The sequence below is a fragment of the Enterobacter sp. Cy-643 genome (assembly GCF_011752815.1).
Classification (GTDB): domain Bacteria; phylum Pseudomonadota; class Gammaproteobacteria; order Enterobacterales; family Enterobacteriaceae; genus Cedecea.
Map to the genome: position 1 here is coordinate 1,466,959 of NZ_VWWV01000001.1, position 14,659 is coordinate 1,481,617.

A 14,659-nucleotide genomic window follows, 5' to 3' on the forward strand; every position below is an offset into this window, starting at 1 on the left:
GCTCCTTAACGGCCAAGGTAGACCTCAATAACCTGTTCATTCGCCTGCACTTCGCGCAGGGAACCTTCCGCCAGCACCTGCCCCTGATGCAGCACGGTAACGTGGTCGGCAATGGTTTCCACAAAGCCCATATCGTGCTCAACCACCATCAGCGAATGTTTCCCCGCCAGGCTGCGAAACAGCTCCGCCGTGTACTCGGTTTCCGCATCGGTCATGCCCGCCGCAGGCTCGTCCAGCAGCAGCAAATGCGGTTCCTGCACCAGTAACATGCCGATTTCGAGGAACTGCTTTTGCCCGTGAGACAGTAGCCCTGCCCGGCGATGGCGCTCCCCGGTCAGCCGCAGCGTCGCCAGCATGTCATCAATACGATCGCGCTGTTCTCCGCTAAGCTTCGCCCGCAGGCTCGCCCACACGGATTTCTCGTTTTTCTGTGCGATCTCAAGGTTCTCGAAGACCGTCAGCGCCTCAAACACCGTAGGCTTTTGAAATTTTCGGCCGATTCCCCGTCGGGCGATTTCAATGGGCTCCAGCCGCATCAGATCGATGGACTGATCGTAAAAGGCCTTGCCGCTATGGGGTTTGGTCTTGCCGGTGATCACGTCCATCAGCGTGGTTTTTCCCGCACCATTGGGGCCAATCACGCAGCGCAGCTCCCCCACGCCAATGTTCAGCGACAGGTTGGTTAACGCCTGAAACCCATCGAAGTTAACGTTGATATTTTCCAGCGCCAGCACCGGGTCGGTCTGCTCGCGAAAGCGATCCGTGGGGTACTGGCGGGTAAACAGAGATTCGGCAGGCTGCATCATTTCTCTCCTTTGCGCAGCAGGCCAATCACCCCGCGCGGTAAAAACAACGTCACCAGAATAAAAATCAGGCCGAGAAACAGCTGCCAGTACTCCGGCACCGCCATGGTGAAATAGCTTTTCGCTCCGTTAACCAGCCCCGCGCCCAGCACCGGGCCAATCAGCGTCCCGCGTCCGCCCAGCGCCACCCAGATGGCGGCCTCAATAGAGTTGGTCGGCGACATTTCGCCCGGGTTAATGATGCCCACCTGCGGCACGTACAGCGCCCCGGCTAAGCCACACAGCACCGCAGAAAGCGTCCACACCAGCAGCTTGAAGCCACGGGGATCGTACCCGCAGTACGTCAGGCGGTTTTCCGCATCGCGCACCGCCGTCAGAATCCGGCCAAACTTGCTGCGCGCCAGCCAGAAGCCGAGGCCAATGCTCGCCACTAAAAGCAGCACGGTGGCGATAAACAGCCCGATACGCGTCCCAACCGCTGTAACGGGCATCCCCAGCAGCGTGGTAAAGCCGGTAAACCCGTTATTACCGCCGAAGCCGGTCTCATTGCGGAAAAACAGCAGCATTCCGGCGTAAGTCAACGCCTGCGTCATGATCGAAAAGTACACGCCCTTAATCTTTGAGCGAAAGGCGAAGTAGCCGAAAGCAAACGCCAGCAGTCCCGGAATCGCCATCGCCAGCAGCAGCGCCCAGGCGAAGTACTGCGTGCCGGACCAGTACCACGGCAGCTCGCTCCAGGAGAGAAAGGACATGAACCCGGGCAGCCCGTCGCCTGCGGCCTGGCGCATCAGATACATCCCCATCGCGTAGCCGCCGAGGGCGAAAAACAGGCCGTGCCCGAGAGAAAGCAACCCGGCGTAGCCCCAGACCAAATCCAGCGCCACCGCGACGACGGCATAACAGAGGATCTTGCCGATCAATGTCATGGTGTAGGTCGACAGGCTAAGCGGATTGTTCGCAGGCAACAGCGTCAGGAACGGCAGCGCCAGCAGCAAAACCACCAGCAGCGTACCCAGTACCAAAGTCAGGCGCGGCGCTTTATGCCCGAGCGTTAAAGTCAGCGGCATACTCATCAGTCAATGACCCTCCCTTTGAGCGCAAACAGCCCCTGTGGCCGTTTCTGAATAAACAGTACAATCAGCACCAGAATCAAAATTTTGCCCAGCACCGCGCCGATTTGCGGCTCGAGGATCTTGTTGAAGATGCCCAGCCCGAACGCCGCCGCCACGCTTCCGGCTAGCTGCCCGACGCCGCCCAGCACCACCACCAGGAAGGAGTCGATAATGTAGCCCTGCCCAAGTTCGGGGCCGACGTTACCCAGCTGAGACAGCGCCACGCCGCCCAACCCGGCAATGCCAGATCCAAGGCCGAAGGCGAGCATATCCACACGTCCGGTCGAAACGCCGCAGCAGGCCGCCATCGCGCGGTTTTGCGTCACAGCTCGCACGTTCATCCCCAGCCGCGTTTTATTCAGCAGCAGCCAGGTAAACAGCAGCACCAGCAGCGCAAAGCCCAGCACGACCAGGCGGTTCCACGGCAGGGTCAGGTTCGGCAGTACCTGCAGCCCGCCGGACAGCCAGGCGGGGTTAGCCACTTCCACGTTCTGCGCGCCAAACAGCATACGCACTATCTGAATCAGCATCAGGCTGATGCCCCAGGTCGCCAGCAGCGTCTCCAGCGGGCGGCCATATAAATGGCGGATAATCGTGCGTTCAAGCGCCATACCAATCCCGGCGGTGATCGCAAAAGCCACCGGCAGGGCAACCAGCGGATAGAGCGCCAGCCACGCTGGAGCAAACTGCTGAAAGGCGGCCTGTACGCCCCAGGCCGAGTAGGCTCCCAGCATCAGCATTTCGCCATGCGCCATGTTGATTACGCCCAGCAGGCCATAGGTGATCGCCAGCCCCAGCGCGGCCAGCAGCAAAATCGATCCCAGAGAAAGCCCCATAAAGGCCTGGCCGAGGATATCGCCCAGCATCTGGCGGCGTTCGATTTGACGCAGTCCGTCAGTGGCGGCCTGCCGCACGTTGGCATCCGGCTCAGCGCCCGCCTCGGTTAAAGGCTTGAGCCACGCTTCGGTGTCCGGATCGGTGGACTTGCCGAGCAGCTTAACTGCCTCAAGGCGCACGGCGGCCTGCGGGCTGGCTAGCTCAAGGCGGGCGGCGGCCAGCGCCAGCGCGTCCCGCACGCTTTGCTCTTTTTCTGCGCTCATCCGCTGCTGTAAAACGGGCAGCAATTCCGGTGGAGCCTCTTTCTGCAAGGCTTTCGCGGCGCTCAAACGAGTAGTGACACTGTCACTTATTAATTGATGACTGGCCAGCGCCCCGCCGACCAAAACGCGCAGCCGGTTGGTCAAACGAAGTTTTTTGGTCTCGCCCTGCGGTTGCGCTTCGTCGCCCAACGGCGTCAGCACATTACCCACCAGGTTAAAAGCCGAATGCCCGTCGGTGACCAGCGTTTCTTGCTGCAGCGCATTGAGCAGCGGCAGACGAACCGGATCGGGTGCCAGCGTCCAGCTTTGAAGCAGGTCTGCCTGCGCCGTGCGGTTTGCCGCCGCAAACGTTTCTGTATCCCCGGCGGCGGCTAGTCCCGGCAATATTGCGGCCACAACCAGCAGCAGCCGGGCCAGTGTTGCGAATGTCATGGCGTTCTCCTGAGTGGTTTCACCCTGATGCCTCTCGGCCAGCCCCTCACCCTAACCCTCTCCCCAAAGGGGAGAGGGAATAAAATGCAGAGGCTATCAACGCTTTTCCCCCTCTCCCTTCCAGGGAGAGGGCCGGGATGAGGATAAAAATGACCGGATGGTCGAACATCAGTTGCTGACGGTCTTCACCGGCAGATCAGATTTCTTATCATTCCCCGGAATAACCGGGCTCCACGGCTGGGCGCGCACAGGCTTATCGGTCTGCCACACCACGTTGAACTGGCCATTGCTTTCGATCTCACCAATCATCACCGGCTTGTGCAGATGGTGGTTGGTCGCATCCATCGTCAGGGTAAAGCCGGACGGTGCTTTGAAGGTCTGCCCGGCCATCGCCGCACGGACTTTATCCACGTCTGTCGTGCCCGCTTTCTCTACGGCCTGCGCCCACATATGGATGCCGACATAAGTGGCTTCCATTGGGTCGTTGGTCACTACGGTATTGGCGTTTGGCAGGTTGTGGGCTTTGGCGTATGCCTTCCACTCGCTCACAAACTGTTTGTTGGTCGGGTTATCGACGGACTCGAAGTAGTTCCATGCTGCGAGGTTGCCCACCAGCGGTTTGGTGTCGATGCCACGCAGCTCTTCCTCACCCACGGAGAAGGCCACCACCGGCACGTCGGTCGCCTTCAGGCCCTGATTCGCCAGCTCTTTGTAGAACGGCACGTTGGAGTCGCCGTTGATGGTGGAGATCACCGCCGTTTTACCGCCCGCGGAGAATTTTTTGATATTGGCCACAATGGTCTGGTAATCGCTGTGGCCAAACGGCGTGTAGACCTCTTCGATATCTTTGTCCTGAACGCCCTTAGAGTGCAGGAAGGCGCGCAGGATCTTGTTGGTGGTGCGCGGATAAACGTAGTCCGTACCCAGCAGGAAGAAGCGTTTAGCCGCCCCGCCGTCCTCGCTCATCAGGTATTCCACCGCCGGGATCGCCTGCTGGTTAGGTGCCGCCCCGGTATAAAACACGTTCGGCGACATCTCTTCCCCTTCGTACTGCACCGGATAGAACAGCAGGCCATTCAGCTCTTCAAACACCGGCAGCACGGATTTGCGCGACACGGACGTCCAGCAGCCAAAGACCACGGCCACTTTGTCCTGGCTCAGCAGCTGGCGGGCTTTTTCAGCGAACAGCGGCCAGTTAGACGCCGGATCAACCACCACCGGCTCAAGTTTTTTCCCCAGCACGCCGCCCTTCGCATTAATGTCGTCGATGGTCATTAACGCCACGTCTTTCAGCGGCGTTTCTGAGATAGCCATGGTGCCCGACAGCGAATGCATGATCCCGACTTTGATGGTGTCCGCCGCCTGGGCGGCGAAGGCCCATCCGAAGCTGACAAACGAAGCGGAAAGCGCGAAAGCTTTAACAAAGGTACGACGTTGCATAAGTCTGACTCCCCTGAAGAAACAATAAGTGATTAGCTCAGCTTGAATTGCCGGGCCTGGTGCAGCATATGAAGCGTTATCTGACGAACCTCTTTCTGACTGGCGGCGATGTGGTCGTGTAGTCGGGTTTGTGCCTCCTCAAGGTTACGGTCGCTAACGGCGAGCAGGATCTGCCCATGCTCGGCATACGTCGCGCTGACGCGCGTCTTACGGGTAAAGTCCAGCCTGCGCACAATGCGAATTTTTTCGGTGATCTCCCGGTGAACCCTCGCCATTTCAGGGTTGCCCGCCGCAGAGACCAGCGTCATATGAAAAGCCTCGTCGTACGGCGCGACGTTCATTCCCTCAGCCAGCGGCGCGTCATCCAGCCAAAACTGTTTCAGCGCCTGCAGCGGCAGCGGGAAAACGGAGTCTGCCCGCAGGCAAAGCCGTTTCACCGCCTCCAGCTCCAGCACGATGCGCAGATCGTAAAGCGCCTCGAGATGATCGAAGTCGACCGCGCGGATCTGCCAGCCGCTGCGGGGCTGAACGTCGACATAGCCTTCCTGCTGCAGGGCGTAAAGCGCCTGGCGAACCGGCGTGCGGCTGGCGCTCATGCGCTCCGCAATTTCGTTTTCGCTAAAGCGATCCCCCGGCAGCAGGAGGAAGTCGAAGATTTCCTGTTTGAGCTGCTGGTAGATGCGTTCGGCTACGGCTTCTGGTCGCTTTGGCATAGTGCTACACCGCCTCCAGCCACAGCAGCGCATCCCCAGGCCCCACCGGTCGACCCTGCTGACACTGGATCCGCACCACCTTACCGTCGCACGGGGCGCTAACCAGCAGCTCCATTTTCATCGCCTCAACGACGAGCAGCGGCTCGCCCTGCTTCACGCTTTGCCCCGGCTCAACCAGAATCTTCCAGATATTGCCGTTCAGATCGGCGCTGACGAGCTGCCCGGCCTGCTCCTCCTCCGGTTGATCCGCCGCCATCAGCGCGCTCTCGACCGCCGCGCTTTCCTGCTCTTTCCAGTGCGCGACTTCGCTCAGGAAAGCCTCCTGCTGGCGGCTGCGGAAAGCGGCAATCTCGTCGGCGTTGTCCGCCAGAAAACGGCTATATTCGGCAAAATCAAATTCAACTTCTTCGATCGCAACCTGCGCACGCCCTTCCCGGAACGCCGTACGGAACGCGGTTAGATCTTCCTCGCTCACCGGGTAGAAACGCACCTGGTCGAAGAACTTGAGCAGCCACGGTTCGTCGCCAAACTGTTCGTTTTTGAGGAATTTGTTCCAGATGGGCAGCGTGCGGCCTACCAGCTGATAGCCCCCCGGCGAATCCATGCCGTAGACACACATATACATCCCGCCAATTCCTACCGTGCCTTCTGCTGTCCACGTCCGCGCCGGGTTATACTTCGAACTCAACAAGCGATGACGCGGGTCAAGCGGCACGGCGCAAGGTGCGCCGAGATACACATCGCCCAGGCCGAGCACCAGGTAGCTGGCGTCAAACAGGATCTGTTTCACCTCGTCGCGGCTTCGCAGCCCGTTGGTGCGCTGAATAAAGTCCACGTTGTTCGGCAGCCACGGCGCCTCTTCCCGCACCGTTTGCTGATAGCGTTCCACCGCGGCCAGCGTGGCGCTATCCTCAAAGGCCAGCGGCAAATGCACGATGCGCGACGGAATTTTCAGTTGAGTCACATCGCCCAGCTGCTTTTCAATGCTCAGCAGCAGCGTGAGCAGCTGGCTCTGGGAAATATGCTGGCTGTCATAGCGGATCTGCAGCGAACGCACGCCGGGGGAAAGCTCCTCAATGCCCGTCTGCGCCGCCTGCTTAATAGCCTGCATCAGCAGGTAAATGCGCAGCCGCAGCGCCAGGTCGAGTACGTTATCGCCATATTCGATCAGGACATAGTTATCACCCGCCTGCCGGTAAACCACCGCCGGTAGCGCAGCCTGAGCGGGAATTTCCGCCAGAATCGCCGCGCTGGTCGTCGCGCCGGGTTCAATCGAAGGATGCAGATCCGGCAGGCTTGCTCCGGCGCACAGATTGGTCACCGCCACCTGTTGAGCAATCTCCAGCGACTGCGCGTGTTCAAAGCTGATGGCGTGAAAACGAATGCGGTCGCCCGGTTTCACCTGCCCGACTTTCCACAATTCCGCTTTGGCAATCGTCACCGGGCAAACAAACCCACCGAGGCTTGGGCCGTCGCGCGTCAGGATCACCGGGAAGTCGCCGGTAAAGTTCACCGCGCCGATGGCATATTCACAGTCGTGCACGTTGGAGGGATGCAGCCCAGCCTCGCCGCCGTCTGCTCTCGTCCACTCAGGCTTAGGCCCGACGAGGCGTACACCGAGGCGGTTAGAGTTGTAGTGAACCTGCCATTCAGCGTTGAAAAAGGTCTCCATCGACTCCGGCGTGAAGAAGTCGGGTGCGCCGTGCGGCCCGTACAGCACGCCTATCTCCCACAATTCGCCATAGTGCGGGATCAGCGCGGGTTCCGGGGTCTGCGGCAGGCTTATCGGCGCGGGCGTGGTGCAGGCCGGCAGGCAAGGCTGAGAAATAGCCAGCACATCGGCCACACGCAGCGTGCGCCCGGCATGGCCGCCAAACTGGCCAAGGGCAAAAGTGGAACGGCTGCCGAGATAGACCGGCACGTCAAAACCGTTACGCACCGCAAGATAGGTCCGGCAGCCGCTGGTCGCCCTGCCCAGCGTCAGGATCTGCCCGGCTTTGACCACCGTCGGCTGCCAGAAGGTCACGGGCAGGTCATCAAGCGTCGCCGGACAAGGCGCGCCGGTCAGCGCGATGGTGGCTTCACTGTGGAAGCGCACCGTCGGCCCCTGCAGGGTAAATTCCAGCCCGGCGGCCGACGGATGGTTGCCGACAATGCGGTTCGCCAGACGGAAGGCAAAATCATCCATCGGCCCGGACGGCGGCACGCCGATATCCCAATATCCAAGGCGGCCAGGGCTGTCCTGAATGCTGCTCCAGGTGCCCGGCTCCAGCACTTCCACGGCCTGCGCCTGATAACTCACGCTATCCAGCAGGCGCGTCCACATTACGCCGGCCTTAAATTCCGGCAGGCGGACGATCTGGCGCAGATAATCGAGGTTGGTGGCGATCCCGTGCAGGCGAGTGGCGTCCAGCGCAGCGTTCAGTTTACTTAACGCCTGCAGGCGGTCTTCGCCGTGAACGATGATCTTGGCGATCATCGGATCGTAGAACGCGCTGACTTCGCTGCCGGTGCTGACCCAGCCGTCAACCCGCACGCCCTCAGGGAAATAAACATCGGTTAATACGCCCGGCGACGGCTGGAAGTTTTTCAGCGCGTCTTCGGCATAAATGCGGACTTCAATGGCCGCCCCCTGAGGCGCTTCGGCTATTTTTTGCCAGTCCGGCGACGCGCCTGCCGCCACCAGAACCATGCATTCGATCAGATCCAGCCCCGTGACGCATTCGGTTACCGGGTGTTCAACCTGCAGGCGCGTGTTCACCTCCAGGAAGTAAAAGGCATCCCGCGCCGCGTCGTAGATAAACTCCACGGTTCCGGCACTGCGGTAATTCACGGATTCACCCAGCGCCACGGCGGCACGGTGCAGCGCTTCGCGCGTGCTCTGCGGCAGATTTGGAGCGGGCGTTTCCTCGACCACTTTTTGGTTGCGGCGCTGCAGCGAGCAATCACGCTCCCCCAGGGCAACAACCTTGCCTTTGCCATCGCCAAAGATCTGCACTTCCAGGTGCCGGGCTTTGTCGACAAAACGCTCGATAAACACGCCATCGTCGCTGAAAAATTGCGCCCCCATGCGCTTCACGCTTTCCCAGGCCTCGAGCAGCGCAGGTTCGCTGTCGCAGCGGGTCAGGCCGATCCCGCCCCCGCCTGCCGTGGTTTTGAGCATCACCGGATAGCCGATTTCCGTGGCCGCCAGCCGTGCTTCTGCCAGAGATGTCAGCAGCCCGGTGCCCGGCGTCATCGGCACATCTACGCCGGAAGCCAGCTCGCGGGCGCGGTGCTTCAGGCCAAAATCACTGATTTGCCGCGCCGTTGGCCCGATAAAAACAACCCCTGCCGCTTCACAGGCCTCGGCAAATTCTGCCCGCTCCGAGAGGAAGCCGTAACCGGGGAAAATCGCCTCCGCGCCGCTCTCTTTAGCCGCCGCCAGTATTTTCTCGATATTCAGATAGGTGTCGCTGGCTTTATCTCCGCCCAGCGCTATCGCCTCATCGGCATCAATCACGTGCTGCGCGCTGGCATCGGCCTCGGAATAAACGGCCACGCTGGTGATGTGCATTTTCTTCAGCGTGCGAATGGCGCGGCAGGCAATTTCACCGCGGTTGGCAATCAAAACCTTGCTAAACATAATCCCTCTCCTCAAGCGCCAGGTTGACGAGCAAGCCAGGCTTTCCAGCCGCCCCATGCGGTAATGTCCGTGGCGCCTTCTGTCGCACACGGTTCACAAATGAAGCCCTTCACGCTGCGCCCGTCCTGCAGGATCAGCGTGCCGATACCCAGCGGCGCGGGAATTTCAGCGACAAACTCGCCGAAGCGCGCCAGCGGGATATCCCACAGCTCAACGGCAATCGGCAGCCCTTCGGCGGCGCGTACCAGGCCCGGTTTCGGTGGCTGAGTGTTGGCCAGGGCGTAAAGGCGATAGGTTTCTGCCGTATAGGTTTCTTCGACAAAGACGGCGTTACGGCCGGTGAGCTGGTGGTTCAGCGGCATCCCTCGCAAATGGGCACCTACAACAGCGACGCGCACGAAGCTGCCGGCAGGCGTGATGGTCTGCTGTTCAGGCAATTTCTGGGACGTTGCGCCGGCGGGCAGATCAAGCTGCGCCTGCCACTGCGCGCCAAAATGGCTGAGCGCGGCATCGTGCCAGGCCGGGGCAATCAGCGTGATCCCTGCGGGTAGGCCGTCGGCCCGGAAATCCGCCGGAAGCGCCAGCGCGCTCAGGTCAGCCAGGTTGGTGAAGTTGGTGTAGGTACCAAACTGCGAGTTATAGGCCACCGGCTCGTCGCGCATTTCAGCCAGGGTGTGAATCGTCGGCGATGTCGGCACCACAAGGGCATCAAACGCGGCAAGCTGCTGCTGAATGCGGCGGGCAAGCTCGGCCCGGGTATATTCCGCCTGCCAGGCATCACAGGCCGTGAAACTCAGCCCGCTGGCGACGATCCCGCGCACGGTGGGATCCATCGCCTCGGGGTGTTTTTCGAGGATCTCTTTCACCGCGACGGTGCGCTCGGCCACCCACGCCCCGTTGTACAACTGTTCCGCCAGCCGGGTGAAATCACTGAAATCTACCGCCACCAGCTCCGCACCCATGGCCATTAATCTCTCCAGCGCCAGCTGAAAAGCCTCTTCGCTAAGTTTGTCGCCAAAGAATGTCAGACGGTCTGGAATGGCAAAGCGCAGGCGCGGGCTGAAGCGAGCCGGGGCGGTATTGGGATTACAGCGAGAGTAAGGATCGAGCGGATCGTACCCCCCCGCCACACGGGCGACCAGGGCTGCATCCGCCGCCGAGTGGGCGAAGACAGATACACAATCATTGAGGCGGCAGGCCGGAACGACGCCCGTCGTCGAGAGCCAGCCTTTGGTTGGTTTTAAGCCGACGATGTTGTTGAACCCGGCAGGGACGCGCCCGGAGCCTGCGGTGTCCGTCCCTAACGAGAAGCAAACCAGCCCGCGAGCCACCACGGAAGCGGAGCCTGAACTCGAGCCACCGCTGACGTAGTCCGGGTTGAAGCTGTTCTCCACCGCGCCATATGGCGATCGGGTGCCGACCAGGCCCGTCGCGAACTGGTCGAGGTTAGTTTTGCCTACGACAACGGCGCCTGCGGCGCGAAGGCGCGCAATCACCGTCGCATCGCTGGCGGGATGATAAGTAAATACCGGGCAGGCGGCGCTGGTTGGCATCCCGGCCACGTCAATATTGTCTTTAACCGCAAACGGCACGCCAAATAGCGGGAAATCCGTCGGCGTTTTTTCCCCCTCATTAATGACCTGCAATAACGCCTTTATTTGCTCATTAATTTGCTGTTCGCTGGCGATATAAATCCACGCATTATCCTGCCGTGAAATATTTGCCATTAATTGCTGGTATGCGTCGGGCAACCTTTCCGGCTGCAGCTGGTAATCGGCGATCCACTGCGACAATAAAGCAACTGACATAAGCTGGCATCCCACCTGGTATACAAGATGGAATAGCTAAAGCAATTACAATGCCAACATAAATTACCTAATGATTTTTAAGGTTTTTATATTTTTAAATAAGCTTTTATTATATTTAAGGCACTGTCGCAGGGCGTTATTTTAGTGCGAATGAATAATTAAGGGGATATATCTGGCGGCGAAGATAATGGTACCGCTGCGGGTCAGCTGCTCGCGGCGCTCTTCGGTTTCTTCTTTATGGTGATTGCCTTTGTGGGCAATGGCGATACGCAGCCGCTGCTGCTGGGCATAGCGGTCTTCCCGCGTCAGCTCCGCGTCGTCGCTGAGTTCAATCAGCAGTTCGTTCATAGGAATGATGATGTCTTTCGCTATGGCGTCGTCTACGCGGCTGATAACGTCTGCAAGATGGGTCATGGCGTGTTCCTTATCATGTTTTGCCCCTCACCCTAACCCTCTCCCCAAAGGGGAGAGGGAATAAAAGAGAAACCCTTTTCCCCTGAGAGAGGAGGTAAAAAACTGGCATCTGTATTCCCCCTTTCCCTGTCAGGTCGAGGGAACAAAAAAACAGCTTCTTTATTCCTCTCTCCCTGCCTGGTCGAGCGAATATAAGAGCCAGCCTCTTTATTCCCCCTCTCCCTTTCAGGGAGAGGGCCGGGGTGAGGGTTAATAAAATTTAATCCAGCTTCGCTTTGGAGAAGTCACTCCCGGCGAGGCTAACGGTATAGCCGCTCACGTTGCTGCGGGTTGCGTAGAAGGTTTTACCGTTCGCCAGCGCAATCCACGGCGCCTGTTGATAGTAAATTTCCTGCGCCTGGACGTAGAGCTTCGCGCGGGCGGCCGGGTCGCTGGTCAGCTTCGCTTTCTGAACCAGTGAATTGTAGTTTTTGTCACACCAGCGGGCGACGTTCGAACCGCTGGCAACGCTGCCGCAGCCCAGCAGGGTATCGGCAAAGTTATCCGGGTCGCCGTTATCGGACATCCAGCCAAACAGCGCCGAGGCGTGTTCCCCTTTCCGCATCCCGGACAGATATTCGCCCCACTCGAAGGTGACAATTTTGGCGTTCACGCCCACTTTTGCCCAGTCGCTCTGGATCATCTCCGCAATACGGCGCGAGTTCGGGTTGTACGGACGCTGCACCGGCATGGACCACAGATCGGTATCAAAGCCCTTCTCCAGCCCGGCCTGCTTCAGCAAGGCTTTGGCTTTTTCCGGGTCGTATCCGTAGTCTTTCAGATCCTTGTCGTAGCCCAGCATGGTTGGCGGGATTGGCGATTTTGCCACCGAGCCGGAGCCCATAAAGATGGCGTTCACGATGGCTTTTTTGTCCACCGCGTAGTTCAGTGCCTGGCGCACCAGCGCGTTATCGAACGGCTTCTTGCTGGTGTTAAACGCCAGATACCCGACGTTCAGGCCGTCGATACTGTGCAGCGCCAGGTCTTTATCCGCCTTGATGGCATCGAACTGCACCGGGGCTGGCGCCGGGATAATCTGGCATTCATTTTTCTGCAGCTTCGCCAGCCGGGTTTGCACGTTCGGCGTGATGGAGAAAATCAGGTGTTTGGTCGGGACTTCACCTTTCCAGTAATTCGGGTTGGCGACATAGCGAATCACGGAATCAACTTTGTAGTCCTGCAGCGCGTAAGGCCCGGTGCCGATCGGGTTGTTGTCCACGCGCTCCGGCGTACCGGCTTTCAGCATCGCATCCGCGTATTCGGCGGACAAAATAGAGGCAAAGTCCATGCCCCAGTCGGCGAGAAATGCCGCATTCGGCTCGCTCAGGGTAAACTGGACGTGGTAATCATCCAGCTTTTTAACGTCCACAATGAGCTTGTCGAGGCCGACATCGTTAAAGTATTCGTAGTTCGCCTGCGACACCTTGTGATACGGATTATTGGCGTCTTTCTGGCGCATGACCGAGAACACCACGTCGTCTGCGTTGAAGTCGCGCGTCGGCTTAAAGAACTTGTTGCTGTTGAACTTCACGCCCTTGCGCAGGGTGAAGGTATAGGTTTTGCCATCGGGACTGATTTTCCATTCCGTCGCCAGCGACGGCACCGGCGTGTTGTCGGTCAGGCTGAAATCAATCAGGCGGTTGTACAGCGTTTGCGAGCTGGCGACAAAGCTTGGGCCGGAGCTGGCAATTTGTGGGTTGAAGGATTCAGGAGAGGCTTCGGAGCAGTAGACCAGCGTGCTGTTGCCCGCCGCCATCGCGCTTCCTGCCGGGAGGAGCGCGCTCAGCAGCAGGCCGAGCAGTGTTTTTCCTTTAGACATACTGTTTGCCTTTTATTTGCTTGCCAAATGGTTGAGCTACTTATTATTTCTCACAGTAATAACAGCACAGCCCAGGGCGACAAGCAAATGACAAACCCTTCCTTTCTATACAATTGTGGCGGTTAACGCGGGCGCCCAGCGAAGTGGCTCAGCCCACAACCTTCACGCCCTGCCCGGCAAAATCACGCCACAGGCAGGTCAGCACCGCGATGACCATCAACCCCAGGGAGACCAGCGAAATCGTCGTAAACCCATTTTCGGTATAAAGTGGCCCGTAACTGCTGCTGCCGGCAAACACCGCCAGGTATGTTACGGCGCTGTTTAATCCCATCAACGTGCCGCGTTTGGCCGGGTCGATGGCCGTCAGGCGCTGAATCAACAAGTTCACGCCCAAATGGTTCACCAGGCCCAGCACAAACAGCAGGCAGATAACCCCCACCAGCGAACCGCCGAGCATCGCCAGGCCCAGGTAAACGAAGGCGGCCACCAGAAGCACCGGCGGCATCAGGCGTTTGGGGCCAAACCGATCTACTATCCCGCTGAGCAAGGCGGCACAGCCAAACCCCGCCCCATAGGCAATCGCTACCCCGCCGTTGGCCGTCACCGGCAGGCCGAGATCCTGATGAAGATGATCGCCAAGATAAGCATAAATCCCGTAAAACGCGGTCATAAACGCGCCGCACACCACCAGCAACGACTTGATACCCGGCAGCCCCAGGGCAGACAGCGGTGAAGGCGCAATGCCTGCCGCAGGGCGATCCTGCATGTTCAACCTGACGAGCGCGATCAGCGCCAGAGCGGCCAGACAGCTTACGGACACATACACCGCGCGCCAGCTGAACAGTTCGGTCAGCACCACGGAAAACGACACGCCGGCGATCATGCTTAGCGTCCAGCCGGTCAGCACCTTGCCGATCGTCCGGCTTTCACGCCCCGGCTCCGCGATGGCGGCCGCGCTGGCGTAAATCGCGGGCAGCGCGATCCCTGACGCCAGCCCGGCAATCAGCTGGGCGGCGATGAAGACCGTCACGGAAGGTGAAGCGGCGCACAACAACAGCGCCGCGCCCAGCAGCATCATGGTGAATTTGAGCATTCGCGCAGACCCGACCAGGTCTATCAAACGCGCCAGGAAAAGTGCGCTCGCAGCCGTTCCCAGGCCGAAAGCCGCCGCGGCCATCATCACCGTGGGCACCCCCGTCCCGATAGAGGATGCCACCGCCGGCGCAATAGGCCCCAGCACCATTGAGTTAGCGCCGATAACGCCGACGCAGCCGGTCAACACATACACGGCTTTGGCGGGAGACAGAGACGGCTCTGGATGCAGTTCCAGACACTGGCTGTTTTTCATTTTGCT

Annotated in this window: 10 protein-coding genes; all 10 read right to left on the minus strand. The window is 59.5% G+C overall.

Annotation, left to right across the window (positions count from 1 at the left end; translation table 11 throughout):
* Positions 1-5: 5 nt before the first annotated feature.
* Positions 6-803 (minus strand): urea ABC transporter ATP-binding protein UrtD, encoded by a 798-nt coding sequence (urtD, locus tag F3J29_RS06760; RefSeq protein ID WP_166865019.1) that lies wholly within the window; start codon positions 801-803, stop codon positions 6-8.
* Entirely contained in the window at positions 803-1,876 is a 1,074-nt protein-coding gene (urtC, locus tag F3J29_RS06765; RefSeq protein ID WP_166864143.1) for an urea ABC transporter permease subunit UrtC, read from the minus strand. The genes urtD and urtC overlap by 1 nt, the downstream gene beginning before the upstream one ends.
* The gene (gene urtB / locus F3J29_RS06770) at positions 1,876-3,447 is read right to left on the minus strand and encodes an urea ABC transporter permease subunit UrtB (RefSeq protein ID WP_166864146.1); all 1,572 of its coding nucleotides are present in this window, start codon (positions 3,445-3,447) and stop codon (positions 1,876-1,878) included. The genes urtC and urtB overlap by 1 nt, the downstream gene beginning before the upstream one ends.
* Before the next feature lie 168 nt (positions 3,448-3,615).
* Entirely contained in the window at positions 3,616-4,887 is a 1,272-nt protein-coding gene (urtA, locus tag F3J29_RS06775) for an urea ABC transporter substrate-binding protein (protein WP_166864148.1), read from the minus strand.
* Positions 4,888-4,919: 32 nt separating this feature from the next.
* Complete coding sequence (locus F3J29_RS06780) at positions 4,920-5,600, minus strand: GntR family transcriptional regulator (protein ID WP_166864151.1); 681 nt, start codon at positions 5,598-5,600, stop codon at positions 4,920-4,922.
* Between the two features lie 4 nt (positions 5,601-5,604).
* On the minus strand, positions 5,605-9,225 hold the full coding sequence (uca, locus tag F3J29_RS06785; protein WP_166864154.1) for an urea carboxylase: 3,621 nt from the start codon (positions 9,223-9,225) through the stop codon (positions 5,605-5,607).
* Between the two features lie 11 nt (positions 9,226-9,236).
* Positions 9,237-11,033 carry an allophanate hydrolase gene (atzF, locus tag F3J29_RS06790; RefSeq protein ID WP_166864157.1) on the minus strand — a complete coding sequence of 599 codons (1,797 nt, stop codon included), beginning with the start codon at positions 11,031-11,033 and terminating at the stop codon, positions 9,237-9,239.
* Between the two features lie 141 nt (positions 11,034-11,174).
* The gene (locus F3J29_RS06795) at positions 11,175-11,447 is read right to left on the minus strand and encodes a DUF2526 family protein (RefSeq protein ID WP_166864160.1); all 273 of its coding nucleotides are present in this window, start codon (positions 11,445-11,447) and stop codon (positions 11,175-11,177) included.
* Between the two features lie 259 nt (positions 11,448-11,706).
* A complete protein-coding gene (locus F3J29_RS06800; protein ID WP_166864163.1) occupies positions 11,707-13,305 on the minus strand; it encodes an ABC transporter substrate-binding protein in 1,599 nt (532 codons plus the stop codon).
* 148 nt (positions 13,306-13,453) lie between these two features.
* Entirely contained in the window at positions 13,454-14,653 is a 1,200-nt protein-coding gene (locus F3J29_RS06805; protein ID WP_166864166.1) for an MFS transporter, read from the minus strand.
* Positions 14,654-14,659 lie beyond the last annotated feature (6 nt).